15 protein-coding genes are annotated in these 15,009 nt (G+C 64.3%); 10 read left to right on the top strand and 5 right to left on the bottom strand.

Annotated elements, in window-relative coordinates; translation table 11 throughout:
- Positions 1-69 precede the first annotated feature (69 nt).
- From J8I26_RS14865 to J8I26_RS14850, 4 genes are all read left to right on the top strand, one after another.
- Positions 70-930: a LysR substrate-binding domain-containing protein gene (locus J8I26_RS14865; RefSeq protein WP_209607886.1), complete on the top strand. Its 861-nt coding sequence runs from the start codon at positions 70-72 to the stop codon at positions 928-930.
- A gap of 117 nt (positions 931-1,047) precedes the next feature.
- Complete coding sequence (locus tag J8I26_RS14860; protein ID WP_209607885.1) at positions 1,048-1,350, top strand: Dabb family protein; 303 nt, start codon at positions 1,048-1,050, stop codon at positions 1,348-1,350.
- 11 nt (positions 1,351-1,361) lie between these two features.
- Positions 1,362-1,805 carry a PaaI family thioesterase gene (locus J8I26_RS14855; protein WP_209607884.1) on the top strand — a complete coding sequence of 148 codons (444 nt, stop codon included), beginning with the start codon at positions 1,362-1,364 and terminating at the stop codon, positions 1,803-1,805.
- Positions 1,806-1,886: 81 nt separating this feature from the next.
- Entirely contained in the window at positions 1,887-2,306 is a 420-nt protein-coding gene (locus tag J8I26_RS14850) for a GNAT family N-acetyltransferase (RefSeq protein WP_209607883.1), read from the top strand.
- Between the two features lie 54 nt (positions 2,307-2,360).
- Here J8I26_RS14850 and J8I26_RS14845 read toward each other — a convergent pair whose 3' ends face one another.
- Positions 2,361-3,977: a methyl-accepting chemotaxis protein gene (locus tag J8I26_RS14845; protein WP_348635324.1), complete on the bottom strand. Its 1,617-nt coding sequence runs from the start codon at positions 3,975-3,977 to the stop codon at positions 2,361-2,363.
- A gap of 277 nt (positions 3,978-4,254) precedes the next feature.
- Between J8I26_RS14845 and J8I26_RS14840 the strand changes: the two genes are divergently transcribed.
- Entirely contained in the window at positions 4,255-5,580 is a 1,326-nt protein-coding gene (locus J8I26_RS14840; RefSeq protein WP_209607882.1) for a dicarboxylate/amino acid:cation symporter, read from the top strand.
- Positions 5,581-6,003: 423 nt separating this feature from the next.
- On the opposite strand, the gene J8I26_RS14835 is transcribed toward J8I26_RS14840, so the two are convergent.
- From J8I26_RS14835 to J8I26_RS14825, 3 genes are read right to left on the bottom strand one after another with little or no spacing between them, the layout of a single operon-like run.
- The gene (locus J8I26_RS14835) at positions 6,004-6,822 is read right to left on the bottom strand and encodes an NRDE family protein (protein ID WP_209607881.1); all 819 of its coding nucleotides are present in this window, start codon (positions 6,820-6,822) and stop codon (positions 6,004-6,006) included.
- The gene (locus J8I26_RS14830) at positions 6,813-7,112 is read right to left on the bottom strand and encodes a DUF4936 family protein (protein WP_209607880.1); all 300 of its coding nucleotides are present in this window, start codon (positions 7,110-7,112) and stop codon (positions 6,813-6,815) included. Before J8I26_RS14830 ends, J8I26_RS14835 begins: the two co-directional genes overlap by 10 nt.
- Positions 7,113-7,148: 36 nt before the next feature.
- A complete protein-coding gene (locus tag J8I26_RS14825) occupies positions 7,149-8,213 on the bottom strand; it encodes a folate-binding protein YgfZ (RefSeq protein ID WP_209607879.1) in 1,065 nt (354 codons plus the stop codon).
- Positions 8,214-8,384: 171 nt separating this feature from the next.
- On the opposite strand from J8I26_RS14825, the gene mltG reads away from it, so the two are divergent.
- The 3 genes from mltG to J8I26_RS14810 are packed head-to-tail and all read left to right on the top strand — an operon-like array spanning position 8,385 to position 11,068.
- Positions 8,385-9,365 carry an endolytic transglycosylase MltG gene (gene mltG / locus J8I26_RS14820; protein WP_209607878.1) on the top strand — a complete coding sequence of 327 codons (981 nt, stop codon included), beginning with the start codon at positions 8,385-8,387 and terminating at the stop codon, positions 9,363-9,365.
- 47 nt (positions 9,366-9,412) lie between these two features.
- The gene (gene tmk / locus J8I26_RS14815) at positions 9,413-10,021 is read left to right on the top strand and encodes a dTMP kinase (RefSeq protein WP_209607877.1); all 609 of its coding nucleotides are present in this window, start codon (positions 9,413-9,415) and stop codon (positions 10,019-10,021) included.
- 12 nt (positions 10,022-10,033) lie between these two features.
- Complete coding sequence (locus J8I26_RS14810; protein WP_209607876.1) at positions 10,034-11,068, top strand: DNA polymerase III subunit delta'; 1,035 nt, start codon at positions 10,034-10,036, stop codon at positions 11,066-11,068.
- 82 nt (positions 11,069-11,150) lie between these two features.
- On the opposite strand, the gene J8I26_RS14805 is transcribed toward J8I26_RS14810, so the two are convergent.
- The gene (locus J8I26_RS14805) at positions 11,151-13,352 is read right to left on the bottom strand and encodes a TonB-dependent siderophore receptor (RefSeq protein ID WP_209607875.1); all 2,202 of its coding nucleotides are present in this window, start codon (positions 13,350-13,352) and stop codon (positions 11,151-11,153) included.
- Positions 13,353-13,563: 211 nt separating this feature from the next.
- On the opposite strand from J8I26_RS14805, the gene J8I26_RS14800 reads away from it, so the two are divergent.
- Both J8I26_RS14800 and J8I26_RS14795 read left to right on the top strand, forming a co-directional pair.
- A complete protein-coding gene (locus J8I26_RS14800; protein WP_209607874.1) occupies positions 13,564-14,715 on the top strand; it encodes a PepSY domain-containing protein in 1,152 nt (383 codons plus the stop codon).
- Positions 14,716-14,774: 59 nt separating this feature from the next.
- Positions 14,775-14,993 carry a hypothetical protein gene (locus J8I26_RS14795; protein WP_209607873.1) on the top strand — a complete coding sequence of 73 codons (219 nt, stop codon included), beginning with the start codon at positions 14,775-14,777 and terminating at the stop codon, positions 14,991-14,993.
- The last annotated feature ends 16 nt before the right edge of the window (positions 14,994-15,009 follow it).

Raw genomic sequence — 15,009 nt, 5'->3', positions numbered from 1 at the left:
GCGATTTATGACCGCTTTATTATCGATATAATCTTAAAAAATGAAGACAACTATTGACTGGATCTATAGATGACGCCTTCCCAGCTCCGCGCCTTCCTCGCCGTGGCCCGCCACCGCGGCTTTTCCGCCGCCGCCCGCGCCCTGGGCGTGAGCCAGCCGACCCTGACCACCCAGGTACAGTCGTTGGAGCGGGAACACAATGTGGAGCTGTTCTTTCGCCGCGGGCGGCGTCTGGATTTGTCGGAGACGGCGCAACGGCTGCTGCCGATCGCCCAGAACATCGCCGAGCTGGAGCTCGATGCGCTCAATCTGCTGGTCAACTCCGGCACCTTGCACGTAGGCCACCTGCGCATCGGCGCGGTCGGGCCGTTCCATGTGATCGAGATGGTGGACGCCTACCGCGCGCGCTATCCCAAGGTGGAGCTGTCGATCAAGCTGGGCAACTCCAAGCAGTCGCTGGCCGACCTGGAGAATTACGTCACCGACGTGGCGGTGCTGGCGAGTTTCACGGACGACGCCCGCTTTCACGCCGTGCCTTACGCCGACCACGCGGTGGTGCTGTTCGCGCATCGCAGCCATCCGTTCTACAAGCGCGAGACGGTGACGTTGGCCGAGCTGGCCAACCAGCCGATGCTCATGCGCGAGCAGGGATCGACCACCCGCCTGGCGCTGGAGAAGGCCATGACCGACGCTGGCGTGGCGCCGCAGGTGGTGATGGAAATCGGCAGCCGCGAGGCGCTGCGCGAAGCGGTGGCGCGCGGCCTGGGGCTGGGTGCGGTGTCGGAGGCGGAGTTTGTGCCCGATCCGCGTTTTCGCATGGTGCGCATCGAGGGCGACCCGGTCACCACGCACACCTATGCCTATTGCCTGGCCGAACGGCGCGAGGGGCGGCTGGTGGGCTCCTTCATGAAAATCGCCGCGCGCGTTTGAGCGCGGGAAATCGCGCCGGACAAAGGCGGTGAATCCGATCCGCCGGCCGGAAGCCGCAGCGCGGCCTTTGGCTTATCATTACGGTTTTCCAAATTTTCAGGCAATCGGAGACCGGACGTGATCAAGCACATCGTGATGTGGAAGTTGAAGGACCAGGCTGAAGGCAATGACAAGGCCGCCAACATCGCCAAGATGAAGGCGCTCCTGGACAGCTGCGCCAACGTGGTGCCCGGCATCCTGAAGTTCGAAGCGGTGGTGGCCCAGCCCGGTCTGGAAGCGACCTACGACGTGGTGCTGTATTCCGAGTTCGAGTCGCGCGCCGCGCTCGACGCCTACCAGGACCATCCTGATCACGTCGCCATCAAGCCCTTCATCGGCGCGGTGCGCGAAGCGCGCCAGTGCATGGACTACGAGATCTGAACGGAAGCGCGATGAGCCTGGCCCTGACCGACGTCTTCCCGCAAGGGAATCCCTACCTGCAAGAACTGGGCGTGCAAGTGCTGGAGTACGGCGACGACCGCGCCGTGATGGCGCTGCAGCTGAAGCCGGAATTCATGAACAGCTGGCAAGTGGCGCAGGGCGGCATCTCGATGACGCTGATGGACGTGGCCATGGGCCTGGCCGCGCGCTGTGGCACCGACGCCAAGTCGTCGGCCACGGTGGACATGAGCACCAGCTTCCTGCAGCCGGCCGGCCGCGCCGGCGACACCATTGTCGCCCGCGGTCACACCTACCACCGTTCGACCACCATGTGCTTTTGCCAGGCCGAACTGTGGAACGGCGACAAGCTGGTGGCCAAGGCCATGGGCACCTTCAAGTTGGTGCGCCGCCTCGATATTTCCAGAAAGCTCGACCACGAGCAGGCGCCGCGCTGAGCGGCAGCCGGGATCAGCCACCCGCAGTAAAACCCGCACAGTCAACAGAAACAAACCGCAACAAGCAAAGGAATACGCCACATGAAGATCATCGTGGGCAATTGGGATGAACTGCGCGCGCATGCGCAGCCGATTCGTTTTGAGGTGTTCGTCGACGAACAGAATGTGCCGGCCGAGATCGAGCTGGACGAGATGGATGCCGTGTGCCTGCACGCCGTGGCGTATGCCGAAGACGGCTCGCCGCTGGCCACCGGTCGCCTGCTGCCGGACGGCCATATCGGTCGCATGGCAGTGCGCAAGGCCGGCCGCGGACGCGGCGTGGGCGGCGCGGTGCTGCAGGCGCTGATCAAGGCGGCGCGCGCGCGCGGCGACGCCGAAGTGATCCTCAACGCCCAGACGCACGCCGAGCCTTTCTATGCGGCCCATGGTTTCGCCCGCGAAGGCGCGGAGTTCATGGAAGCCGGCATCCCCCACATCACCATGCGCGCCGCCCTGGCGTAAGCATCGGCAAGCGCGGCCGGCCACGGAGTTTTCCTGGCCGGCCGGCGTGTTTTCCTACCTTCGTTTTTTTCCCTGTGCCGGCAGCGCTTGCGCTGTTTGCGGCAGCGGCAAGCTCGTCTCCACGCCGTCGCCCAGGTGGAAGTAGCACAGTTGCGCATCGAGCTCGCGCGCATGCTCGGCGACCAGCTCGGCGGTCGAGGCCAGTTCCTCGGAGGCGGCGGCGTTGCGCTGGGTGGTTTCGTTCAGCTGCAGCACGGCGGCGCCGATTTCCTGCACGCCTTCTTCCTGCATGGTGGAGGAGAGGGTGATCTGGTTGATCTGCTGGGATGCCTTGCGGATGCCCTGTAGCGTACCTTCCACCAGGCGCTGGCTGGTCTCTTCGGCCATGCTGACGCTCTCTTCGGCGATCTCGCTGATCTCGCGCGCGCTGTCCTGGCTGCGTTCGGCCAGCTTGCGGATTTCGGCGGCGACTACCGAGAAGCCGCGGCCGTGCTCGCCGGCGCGCGAGGCTTCGATGGCGGCGTTCAGGGCCAGCAGGTTGGTCTGGTAGGCGATGTCGTCGATCACGCCGACCTGGCGCGCGATGCCGCGCATGGCCAGCACCGTCGATTGCACCGCCACGCCGCTCTTGTCGGCATCGGCTGCGGCGGCCTCGGCGATCAGGTCGGTGCGGCGGGCGTGCTCGCCGGTTTCCTGGATCGCCTGGCTCATGCCGGAGATGGCCGCGTGCACTTCTTCCACGGCGGCCGCCTGTTCGCTGGACGCATGGGCCAGCGCGTGGGCGGTGGCGTTGAGCTGGCGCGAGGAATTGTTCAGGGCATGGGTGGACAGCGTCACGCGTTGCATGATGTCGGTCAGGCGGCCGCGCATGGAGTGCATTGCGTGCAGCAGGCTTTGCTGGTCATTGCGGCGCAGGTTGACTTCGATGCCGAGGTTGCCGTCGGCGATCTGGCGCACGATGTGGGCGGCATAGGCGGGTTCGCCGCCCAGCTCGCGCCGCAGGCCGAGAATGATCCAGAGCGACAGGGCCGCGCCCAGCAGCAGGCTGCCGGCGGCCAGTTGCAGGTTGCGCTGACGCAGGTGCGCATATTCGGCGCCGGCTTCGTCATAGGCGCTGCGGGTGAGCCGCTCCTGTATCTGTCCCAGCGCGGCCAGCTGCGAAGCGAGGTCGGTCAGCATGGGCGTGATCTGCGGCCACATGTCGTTGGCCTGGTTGACCTCGCCCGAGGCGATCAGGGTGGCGACGCGGGCGCGCTGCTCCTGATATTGGCGCAAGCTGTGCTCGAAGCGCAGGGCGGCGGCGTGTTCCGCCTGATCCATGCCGGTGCCCATGTAGGTCTTCCAGCTTTGGTTGCCGACGGCGTCCAGACCGCTCAGCTGGGACAGCAGCTGCGGGATCTGCTGCTGGGGCGACATGCCGTCACGCACCGGACCGTCCGGCACGTTGGCCAGCATCAGGGCGCGGCCCATGACGTCGCGGTTACGGTAGAGTGCATCGCGCACCTTGGCGATCTCGACCAACGCCAGCGTGCGGTCTTCGTAGACGAAGCGCAGTTTTTCGTTGCTGGACGCCATGCCCAGCGCGCCATACCAGGCCACCAGCACGACGCTGGCGCACAGTACCGTCACCAGGATTGCCAGGCGGACGGTGACCGTCAGTTTCCGTTGCACAATATTTTCCTTGTTATCACTTCCCGCGGAGACTACAACTATAAGCGGCTTCGTTGCAGAGCAGAACGGGGAATAAGGGCGCTTGAACCCCTGTCTTTCTCTGCGTAATGTGGTTTCCCACAATACCGGGGCAAATTGGTCTGGTTCATACTTGCGCCCGAACCGGGGAGGGGGAGCCTCCCGGACGAGAAAAGCCTCAGCGGGCGACGATCCGCGCAAGGCCAGCGGTTTGCCCCGACCGGGCAGGCTGGAGATTGATGTTCATGGAGAATGCAAAATGACAACGGCGAAACAGCCAATTTATAAATCCCTGTACTTCCAGGTGCTGGTCGCGATCGTGATCGGTATTACGCTGGGACACTTCTATCCGTCCACCGGCGAGGCCATGAAGCCGCTCGGCGACGGCTTCGTCAAGCTGATCAAGATGATCATCGCGCCGGTGATCTTCTGCACCGTCGTGACCGGCATCGCCGGCATGGAAGACATGAAGAAGGTCGGCAAGACCGGCGGCCTGGCGCTGCTGTACTTTGAAGTGGTCAGCACGGTGGCGCTGATCATCGGCCTGATTCTGGTCAACGTGCTGAAGCCCGGCGTGGGCATGAACATCGACCCGGCCTCGCTGGACACCAAGGCGATCGCATCCTACACCGCTCCCGGCAAGCTGGGTACGGTGACCGACTTCGTGCTGTCGGTGATCCCGAGCAGCATGTTCGATGCCTTCGCCAAGGGCGACGTGCTGCAGGTGCTGCTGGTGGCGGTGCTGTTCGGCTTCGCGCTGCACAAGTTCGGCGGCCGCGGCACCCTGGTGTTCGACTTCATCGAGAAGATCTCGCATGTGCTGTTCTCGGTGGTGGGCACCATCATGAAGGTGGCCCCGATCGGCGCATTCGGCGCGATGTCGTTCACCATCGGTAAATATGGCGTGGGCTCGCTGTTCTCGCTGGCCAAGCTGATGGGCACCTTCTACCTGACCTGCCTGCTGTTCATCTTCGTGGTGCTGGGCATCATCACCCGCCTGCACGGCTTCTCGATCTGGAAGTTCGTGAAGTACATCAAGGAAGAACTGCTGATCGTGCTGGGCACCTCGTCGTCTGAATCGGTGCTGCCGCGCATGCTGGCCAAGATGGAAAACGCCGGCGCCAAGAAGACCGTGGTCGGCCTGGTGATCCCCACCGGCTACTCGTTCAACCTGGACGGCACGGCGATCTACCTGACCATGGCGGCGGTGTTCATCGCCCAGGCGACCAATACGCCGATGACCTTCGTGCAGGAACTGACCCTGCTGGGCGTGCTGCTGCTGACCTCCAAGGGCGCGGCGGGCATCACCGGCTCGGGCTTCATCGTGCTGGCGGCGACGCTGTCGGCGGTGGGCCACCTGCCGGTCGCCGGCCTGGCGCTGATCCTGGGTATCGACCGCTTCATGTCCGAAGCGCGCGCCCTGACCAACACCATCGGCAACGGTGTGGCCACCCTGGTGGTTGCGAAGTGGAGCGGCGAGTTGGACAGCAAGCGCCTGAACGCCGTGCTGAACAATGAGACGGTCGAGGAGGCAAATGCACCTGAAGCCGTGCTGGATCGCTCGGAATCGAAGATGCATCATTAAAGAGCGTATTCGCAGGCGGCCGGCAACGGTTGCCGCGACGCTGACCAGAGAAAAGCGGACTTCGGTCCGCTTTTCTTTTTTGCGGCGCGCAAGTTCGTATCGGGACGTGCCGGAACGCGTCGGGCGGGCGGGAATGCGTTGCGAGTGGATGTGGGCGGCGGGGTGCCGAGTCCGCCGGCGATATCGGTGCAGGCCGGTCGGGAGGCGGGGTCGGGGGCTTTGCCCGATAACGGCGAAAAAAAAGCCCACGACCTTGCGGTGTGGGCTTCAATCCAATTCTTTAAGGAGGAAATTGGAGGAGACAGGTGCTACTTTACTGCTCCGCATCAAATCAGGCCAATTTATCTTTCAAATATCAGATATACGTTTTGTTTATTTCATGTGGGCAATGATGCCCCGGCGCGCCGGGCAGGCCGCATGCTGTCAGCCGGGCTTTTCCTCTTCTTGTGGCTTGGGCTTGCAGGGCAGCTTGCAGTTCGAATCCTTGGTCGATTCCGCCGAATATTGCACCGCCATCGGGTCGGCCACGTGCTCGGTCAGGACCGGCTCGCCCACAATGGGCACGCGCAGCACCGTCGAGCAGCGCGTGCCGTAGTCCGGCGAGCGGATGAAGATGGGCGAGAGCATACGTTCCTTCTCGATGCCCACGCCGGTGTCGGGCAGGCGGCAGTCGTTGGCGCGCGTGGCGTCGGTCAGCATTTCGAAGAAGGTTTCTTCCGGCGCGCCCTGGCACAAGAGGCTGGCGAACTGCGCCTTGGCGCGCGTGAGCTTGGGCCAGGGCGTGTCCAGCAGGGCGTTGGAGAGGCCGTAGACGCCGTAGTCCAGTGGCTTGCCGTTGCGGGCGTCGGCGTCGCCCCGGTTGGAGTACCACAGCATGGTCTCGCGGTCGCCGAGGATGAGGTTGAAGCCGTTGTACTCCTGCGCGCGCGGTTCGATGTAGCGCAGGTAGGCGGCCGGATCGAGGTCGCCGCTGAGGTAGTCGGCGACCAGCTGGCCGCGGGTGGGCGCCTCGGGGCGGCGCTCCGAGGGCGAGCGTACGTTGGTCAGGGCGGCAAAGCGGCCTTCGCGGGTCACGCCCAGCCAGGTGCCGCCGCCCTGCAGGTCGCGGCCGGCGAAAACCTGCGGGTAATCGCTCCACCAGCCGGCGTCGGCGGCCGGACGGGCGTAGAACTCGTCGCGGTTGGCCGCCAGGATCAGCGGCATGCCGGGGATGACTTTCCAGGCGAAGATGATCAGGCACATGTGGCGACATCCTCGAAACGTTCGACATGGCGCGGCCCGTCGATCAGCGCGGCGATGTCGGCATCGTCCAGGGCGCGCTCCAGCGCACGGCCGAACTCCTCTTCATGGCCGGGGGCGATGTGTTCGTAGACTTCCATCCAGGTCTGGCGGCCGTCCTGCTCGCCGGGGCGGCGTTTCAAGCCGCCGACGATGCCGAAGCGGGCTTGCAGCACCGCCTGCAGCGCCTTGATCTTGCCGTGCAGGGCTTGCGTGTGCGCCGGGGAAACGCGGTAGTAAATGTAGAGATCCATGCCTGGCCCTTTACGCTGTACTGGCTGGTGAACCGCTTATTGCGGCTCGGCCAGCGCGTAAGGCAGGTCGTGGAAATGCAGGGCAGGGCCGCCGGCCGCGCCCAGGTGCACCGGGCCGTCGGCCGCGGCCAGCTTCATTTCCACCAGCGCCAGCGAGCGGCCGTCGCCGGCGCGTTCGGCGTTGACCACCATGCCGCAGGGCTGTTCGGGATCGGCCGCCGAGAATACTTCATTGCCGGCCGCGACGGCGTCGCTGTCGACGGTGGCCAGCATGGCGCGGCGCTTGAGCTTGCCCAGGTACTGGCTGCGCGCCACGATTTCCTGGCCGGGATAGCAACCCTTCTTGAAGTTGACGCCGCCGACCAGCTCGAAGTTGATCATCTGCGGGACGAACTGCTCTTGCGTGGGGGCGGTGATGCTCGGCACACCGGCGCGGATCTCGGACAAGCGCCAGGCTTGCGGCGAGGTCGGGGTCAGGTGCTGGGCCAGCTTGGGCCAGGCCGCAATGGCGACCTCGGGCATGGTGATCCACTGGTAGCGGGCGCTGCCGGACGAGTCGGCCAGGCGGATCAGCGTGCCGTTGGCGTTGTCGATCTTGGCGTAGGGCTCGGCCGGCAGCACCGGGAACCACTCGGCCAGCGAGTTCTGCGCCGCCGGACCGGCCAGGCCGATGATGGCGGTGTTGGCGCCCTGGTCGGACAGCTTGGCCTTGGCGCGCAGCACGAACATCTGCAGGCGCTTCTGGATCGCCGGCTGCAGCGCGCGCGGCAGCTGCAGGAACACGTATTCGGGATTGCGCCACATCAGGAAGCTGGCCAGCAGGCGACCCTTGGGCGAGCAGTAGCCGGCCAGGCGCGCGGCCGAGGTGTCCAGCTTTTCGACGTCATTGGTGAGCTGGCTGTGCAGGAAACTGGCGGCGTCCTCGCCGGCGACACCGATCAGGCCCAGGCCGGTGAGCGGGGCCATGAAGCTTTCCAGGCTCTCCGGCGCCGGGGCGGTGGGGCCGAAGCCCAGCAGTTCCACGCCGTCGGCGTCGAATTGCGCGCCGTTCTGTTTCAGGAAGTCGAGCCAGACGGAAGTCGAGGCGGTCAGTTCAGTCATAAATTATTTATCGCATTGTGGGTTGCGGCGCAATTTCATCGCGGAAATGGCGCGCCGAATCGCCGGCGGCCAGGCAAATTAGGCAACTGTCGTGCCAGCGATTATCATTGATGCCTCGATTATAGTGATCTCCGAAAAAACGCGTCGGGGAACGGGGATTTTGCATCCGGTATGAAGAAGTTATTTTTTGCCTTGCTCGTGTTGGCCGCCTTGGTGGCGGGCGCGGGCATCTATTGGTCCAAGCAGCCCATCGTGGCGGCCGGTGGGCAGAACATCGCCTTTACCGTCACGCCCGGCGCCGGGGTGAATGGCGCCGCCCAAGAGATCGCCGCCGCCGGCGTGCCGGTCAATCCGGATCTCTTCGCGCTGTATGCACGGTTATCGGGCGAGGGCGCCCGCATCAAGGCCGGCAGCTATGAGCTCAAACCCGGCTACACCCCGCAGCGCCTGTTGCTGCAGCTGGTGCGGGGCGAGTTCGCTCAGGAGGCGCTGACCGTCATCGAAGGCTGGACCTTCAAGCAGATGCGCCGGGCAATCGCCGAGCAGCCTTCGTTGAAGCATGACACCATCACCTGGACCGACCAGCAGGTGCTGGCCAAGCTGACCACGGAATACACATACCCCGAGGGCCTGTTCTTCCCGGACACTTATCTGTTTGCCAAGGGCGCCAGCGACATGCAGATCTACAAGCAGGCGTTCGCGCTGATGAACAAGAAGCTCAACGAGGCCTGGAGCAAGCGCGACCTGTCGCTGCCGTACCGCACGCCGTATGAAGCCCTGACCATGGCCTCCATCGTCGAGAAGGAAACCGGCCAGAAGTCCGAGCGCGGCATGGTGGCCGGCGTGTTCTCCAACCGCCTGCGCGTGGGTATGCTGCTGCAGACCGACCCGACCGTGATCTACGGCATGGGCGAGCGCTATCAGGGCAAGATCCGCAAGGTCGACCTGTTGACCGACACGCCCTACAACACTTACACCCGCGCCGGCCTGCCGCCCACGCCGATCGCCTTGCCCGGCGCCGCCTCGCTGGCCGCGGCGATGAACCCGGACAAGACCGAGGCCTTATACTTCGTGGCGCGCGGCGATGGCACCAGCCATTTCTCCAGCAGCCTCAACGAGCACAACCAGGCCGTCAACCGCTACCAGCGCTGATCTTTTTACGCGCTGACTCTTTTACCTATTTCTACTGCGATCCCTTCATGGCATCAGGCAAATTCATCACCTTCGAAGGCATCGACGGCGCCGGCAAGTCGACCCATATTCCTTTCGTCACCGAGCTGCTGCGCGCGCGCGGCCTGACTGTCGTCGCCACCCGCGAGCCCGGCGGCACCGAGCTGGGCGAGGGTCTGCGCGAGCTGCTGCTGCACAAGAAAATGCATCTGGAAACCGAGGCGCTGCTGATGTTCGCCTCGCGTCGCGAACACCTGGCCCAGGTCATCGAGCCGGCGCTGGCGCGCGGCGACTGGGTGATCTCCGATCGCTTTACCGACGCCAGCTTCGCCTATCAGGGCGGCGGCCGCCACCTGGCGCTGGAGAAACTGGACGCGCTGGAGCGTTGGGTCCATCCGCACCTGCAGCCCGAGCTGACGCTGCTGTTCGACGTCCCGCTGGAGGTGGCGCGCGCGCGCCTGGACGCCGAGCGCACACCCGACAAGTTCGAGCAGGAGAAGGCCGACTTCTTCGCCGCCACCCGCGGCGAGTACCTGCGCCGTGCGGCCGAATTCCCGGCGCGTTTTCGCATCATCGACTCGACCCGGCCGATTCCCGAGATCCAGCAAGAGCTGCGCGGCATCGTCGCCGCCCTGTAACAGGCCCGCATCATGAGTTCATCCGATTCCTCCCTGCTGCCCTGGCAGCACGACAGTTGGCGCCAGCTGCAGCAGCTGCGCGAGCGCCTGCCGCATGCTTTGTTGTTCTACGGCAGCGCCGGCACCGGCAAGACCGCTTTCGTCGAAGCCTTCGCCAAGTCGCTGCTGTGCGAATCGCCCACGCCCGAGGCGCATGCCTGCGGCGCCTGCGCCTCCTGCAACTGGTTCGAACAATACAATCACCCCGACTATCGCCGCGTACGTCCCGAGGCGCTGGAAGACGAGATCGCGGATGACGAGGGCGGCGAAGAAAAGAAGACCGCCAAGGCCAGCAAGACCCCCTCCAAGGAAATCAAGATCGACCAGGTGCGCGCCCTGGCCGATTTCATGAACGTCTCCACCCACCGTTCCGGCTTGCGCGTGGTGATGCTGTATCCGGCCGAGGCGCTCAACACGGCGGCCGCCAACGCCTTGCTCAAGACGCTGGAAGAGCCACCCCCGGGCACCATGTTCCTGCTGCTGTCCAATCGCCTGGACCGCCTGCTGCCGACCATCCTCTCGCGCTGCCGCAAGTTCGCGCTGCCCGGCCCCTCGCACGAAGCCGGCCTGGCGTGGCTGAGGGCGCAAGGCGTCAAGGATGCCGACGCCTGGCTGGCCGAGCAGGGCGGCGCCCCGCTGGCCGCGCTGGAAGCCGCGCAGGGCGACAGCCGCGACGTGCTCGACGAGCTGCTGCGCCACCTGGCCCAGCCCGGCGTCGACGGCGCCTTGCGCACCGCCGACAAGCTGCAGAAGGTGCCGGTCTCCGACCTGGTGGGATGGGTGCAGCGCTGGCTGTACGACCTGTTCTCGCTGAAATCAGCCGGCGTCATCCGCTACTACCCGCGCCATGCCAAGGAGTTGGGAAAGCTGGCCGAGCGCGCCGATGCCATCGCCATCTCGCGCGCCATCAAAGGCATGGGCGAACGCCGCGCGATCGCCGACCATCCGCTGTCGGCCAAGCTGTTCATCGAGGAGATGCTGATCGACTATGCGGGCTTGTTTGATTGAGCTGCCGGCAGAATAAAAAAACGCCCGGTCCAATTGCATGGACCGGGCATTTTTGTTTGTGGTAGTGGATGCGTCGTGCTTATCAGAACGCGACCGAGACCGAAGTGTTGAACGTGCGCGGATTGCCTTGCACCAAATAGCCGGAGTTGGATGCCCCACCGGCAGACTCCCAGTAGTTGCGGTTCGCCAGGTTCTCGATGGAGGCGCGGAAGGTCACAGCGCGGCCGCCGATGTCGGTGAGGTAGCGTGCGCCGAGGTCATAGCGCACCCACGACGGGACTTCCAGCTGATTGGCTGCATCGACATACTGGGTCGACGTGTAGGTTGCGCGACCGTTCACGGTCAGACCACGCACGCCGGGGATGTCATATTCAAGGCCGGCGTTGGCTTGCATCTTCGGAACGCCGATAGCGTATTTGCCGTTATTGGTCGAGGGAATGGTCTCTTGCTGCTTGGCATTCAGGAAGGTAATGCCAGACAACAGGCGCAGGCTCTTGGTCAATTCGCCCACAGCAGTCAGTTCAATGCCACGATTGCGCTGTTGGCCGCTGGCAGTCACGATCTTCGTCACCGCATCCATGGATTGCAGCGGCTTGTTGGTGGTGAAAAATGCAGCGCCGAGGCCCAGGCCGCCGATTTCATACTTCACGCCGACTTCTTTTTGCTTGGCCTTATAGGCCGGCATGAACACGCCGGGGTTGGCCGCACCGATAAAGCTGCTGACCTGCTCGCCCTGTTGCAGGCCTTCGATGTAGTTGCCGTACAGCGACAGATTCTTGAGGATCTTGAAGACCACGCCGGCCATCGGCGAGGTAGCGCTTTGGTCGACCGTAGTTTGCGCGTGGGTGTTGTAGGCATAGGACTCGGTTCTCATCTGCTGCTGGCGAACGCCGAGGGTCAGAAGGACGCGGTCGTCGTAGAAGCTGAGGGTGTCGGACAGCACGGCGCTTGCCAGCTTGACCTTGGTCGTGGTCTGAGGATCGCCCAGGTTGTTGCCCAAGGTGGTCAGGGCAGGTGCACTGTAGAAGGTCGGATTGTAGATATTCGAGCTCAGGCCATAGAAGGTCGAATATCCATAGGCATTGCGCGAATCCAGGGAGTAAGCGGAGGCCGACGCCACGACCTTGTGTCCCACCGAACCGGTAGAAAACTTGGTGCGAATGCCGACTTCGCCGGTGGCGACGTCATCCTGGCGGGCGTTGTCGAAGCGGTAAGTCGACGCGGCGCCGGTGCTGGCGTCGTTGACGCGGATGCCCGAGAGAGAGTTGTTTTCCGTACCTTGGCGGGCGCCGAATGCAGCCCATGCCGTGGTAACGTCGGACAGATCCCACTCGCCGCGCACGGTGCCGAAGATGTCGCGGGCGTTGGAATAGGCCCACGGCTGCGAGTTGTTGCTGGACGCGTTCGGTGCGGTGGGAACGGCGGTGATGGCGCCGATCGCCACGCTGGAGCGAATGTTGGTCAGATTGTTTTCCTGCACGCCGAGGTCGGCAGACAGACGGAAGTTGTTGCCGCGATAGTCGGCGCCCAGCGAGAAGATATTCGTTTCGTTCTTCTCGCGGGAAACGCCGGTGCCGCCGGCACGTCGTGCGGCGTTGATGCGGATGCCCAAGCGTTCTTCAGGACCCAGGCGGCGCGAGAAATCGATGGCGCCGTACTTCGAGTTGCCGGATCCGTAGCCAAGCGTGACGTTGTTCAAAGGCTCGCTGGAAGCGCGCTTGGGGACGATGTTGATGGTGCCGCCCACGCCGGCGCTGCCCGGTGTCGCACCGTTGAGGAATGCGCTTGCACCGTACATGACTTCGACGCGCTCCATCATTTCGGACGCGACGTATTGGCGTGGCAGGATGCCAAACAGGCCGTTGTACATCAGGTCGTCGGAGTTCGCGATGAAGCCGCGGATCATGTACGACTCCTGGAAGTTGCCGAAGCCGCGGGTGGTGCGCACCACCGGATCGTTCTTCAGCACGTCGCCCACGCCGTGGGCTTGCTGATCCTGGATCAGTTGCTGGGTGTACGCCATCGAACGCACTGGGCTGTCAAGATTGTCGACGTTGCCCAGGACGCCAAGGCGGCTGCCGCGCGCCACCTGGCCGCCGGCGAATTCTTTTGGAAGGCCGTCGGCGGATGCATCTGCCGAAGCATTGACCGTCACGGTCGGCAGCGCTTGCCCGTCTTGCTGGGCGCCAACGGTGGTGCTGGTGGCGGTTTGAGCGAAAGAGGGCAGCGGTGCGATGAAAGCGAGCGCCAGGGCGGCGGCCAGCGGAGTAGGGCGAAGGGACATGGTTTTATGTAAGCGAAAGCAGGAACGTGGCGTCCTGTTAAGTTTCAGTGGATCGGATTGAGCTGATTCGAAAAGTATAATTGAGAATTGTTATTATTCGTAACTTCGCTATTGTAAATCCCGGATTGTGTGATGAACCTGGGTACATGTGTTGCAAAAAATGAAAATTCGGGCTGAAGGAGCCCCTGTCTTTTAACCGGCCTCTGATTTCATGTCCTCCAACGCCTCCTTCAAACGCTGGCACTTCATCCACACCTGGAGCAGCCTGATCTGCACGGTGTTTCTGCTGCTGCTGTGCCTGACCGGCTTGCCGCTGATCTTCAATCATGAGCTGGACGATCTGCTGGGCAACCACATCGCCGCGCCCGAGATGCCTGCCGGGACGCCGGCGGCGCCGCTGGACAAGCTGGCCGACGCGGCGCGCGCGTATCGGCCGGGGGAGGTGATCCAGTACATGATCTGGGAGCGCGGCGAGGACGAAACGGCGACGCTGGTGACGGCGCCGCGGCCGGATACGCATCCCGACAGCACCCAAAGCCTGGTCTCGGACACCCGTACCGGCGGTGTGCTGGGCCAGCCGCCGTCACGCGGACTGGTGTTCATCCTGCTGAAGCTGCATACCGACATGTTCGCCGGCCTGCCGGGCAAGCTGTTCCTGGGGTTCATGGGGCTGCTGTTCGTGGTGTCGATTGTCTCCGGCGTGGTGGTCTACGGCCCGCTGATGCGCAAGCTGGATTTCGGCGCCATCCGCCGGCAGAAGGGCCGCCGGCTGCGCTGGCTGGATATCCATAATCTGCTGGGCACGGCCACGTTGGTGTGGGTGACCGTGGTCGGCGTGACCGGCGTGGTCTGCACGCTGGCCGACGTGCTGCTGACCGCCTGGCGCAACGACCAGCTGGCCGAAATGGTCGCCCCTTACAAGAACCTGCCGCCGCCGACCCACCTGGCCTCGCTGGACGTATCGGTGGCCAATGCAAAGGCGGCCACGCCGGGCATGGTGCCGTCCTTCATCGCCTTCCCCGGGACGAACTTCTCCAGCGGTCACCATTACGCGATCTTCATGCGCGGCGATACGCCGCTGACGTCCAACCTGCTGCGTCCGGTGCTGGTGGATGCAGAGACCGGCCGCCTGACCGAAAGCCGCGAGCTGCCCTGGTACGTGACCGCGGTGCTGGTGGCCAAGCCGCTGCACTTCGGCGACTATGCCGGCATGCCGTTGAAGCTGATGTGGGCGCTGCTGGACGTGGCGACGTTGGTGGTGCTGGGCAGCGGCGTCTACCTGTGGTTTGCGCGCCGCGGGCAATCCCGGCGACGGCTGGAGAAGTTGCATGCGCGACCGGGCCAGCCGGCGGCGGTAAAATGACGGCGCCCGTATCCTCAAGATCCGCCGGATCAGCCTCGGACGACACAGAGAGCGCAAAGATGAACAAGCCATCCCGACCAGCCGAACGACAATCCGAGTTTCTGCACCTGTGGGGCATGCCGATCCTGCTGGGGCTGCTGACGGCGTTCGGCTTGCTGGCCGCATTGCTGGGGCAGGGCGTGTGGCACTGGCTGGCCTGGCTCGCGATCGCCACGCCTATCGTCGTGATGGCTTATCACCTGTGCAAGCGCGAGGCCGGCGTCGGCCGGCGCGGCTGAGGTCGTCGCCCCCGCG

Source organism: Herbaspirillum sp. LeCh32-8, assembly GCF_017814915.1.
Classification (GTDB): Bacteria; Pseudomonadota; Gammaproteobacteria; order Burkholderiales; family Burkholderiaceae_D; genus Herbaspirillum.
Note: the sequence above shows the minus strand (reverse complement) of the source record. Positions and strands in the feature narration are given on the sequence as shown.

Bases quoted from the DNA above. Each gene is read 5' to 3' on its own strand.
- J8I26_RS14810 (WP_209607876.1), top strand. From the start codon at position 10,034: ATGAGTTCATCCGATTCCTCCCTGCTGCCCTGGCAGCACGACAGTTGG.
- J8I26_RS14795 (WP_209607873.1), top strand. From the start codon at position 14,775: ATGAACAAGCCATCCCGACCAGCCGAACGACAATCCGAGTTTCTGCAC.
- J8I26_RS14800 (WP_209607874.1), top strand. From the start codon at position 13,564: ATGTCCTCCAACGCCTCCTTCAAACGCTGGCACTTCATCCACACCTGG.
- J8I26_RS14840 (WP_209607882.1), top strand. From the start codon at position 4,255: ATGACAACGGCGAAACAGCCAATTTATAAATCCCTGTACTTCCAGGTG.
- J8I26_RS14855 (WP_209607884.1), top strand. From the start codon at position 1,362: ATGAGCCTGGCCCTGACCGACGTCTTCCCGCAAGGGAATCCCTACCTG.
- J8I26_RS14865 (WP_209607886.1), top strand. From the start codon at position 70: ATGACGCCTTCCCAGCTCCGCGCCTTCCTCGCCGTGGCCCGCCACCGC.
- J8I26_RS14830 (WP_209607880.1), bottom strand. From the start codon at position 7,112: ATGGATCTCTACATTTACTACCGCGTTTCCCCGGCGCACACGCAAGCC.
- J8I26_RS14835 (WP_209607881.1), bottom strand. From the start codon at position 6,822: ATGTGCCTGATCATCTTCGCCTGGAAAGTCATCCCCGGCATGCCGCTG.
- J8I26_RS14850 (WP_209607883.1), top strand. From the start codon at position 1,887: ATGAAGATCATCGTGGGCAATTGGGATGAACTGCGCGCGCATGCGCAG.
- J8I26_RS14825 (WP_209607879.1), bottom strand. From the start codon at position 8,213: ATGACTGAACTGACCGCCTCGACTTCCGTCTGGCTCGACTTCCTGAAA.
- J8I26_RS14805 (WP_209607875.1), bottom strand. From the start codon at position 13,352: ATGTCCCTTCGCCCTACTCCGCTGGCCGCCGCCCTGGCGCTCGCTTTC.
- mltG (WP_209607878.1), top strand. From the start codon at position 8,385: ATGAAGAAGTTATTTTTTGCCTTGCTCGTGTTGGCCGCCTTGGTGGCG.
- tmk (WP_209607877.1), top strand. From the start codon at position 9,413: ATGGCATCAGGCAAATTCATCACCTTCGAAGGCATCGACGGCGCCGGC.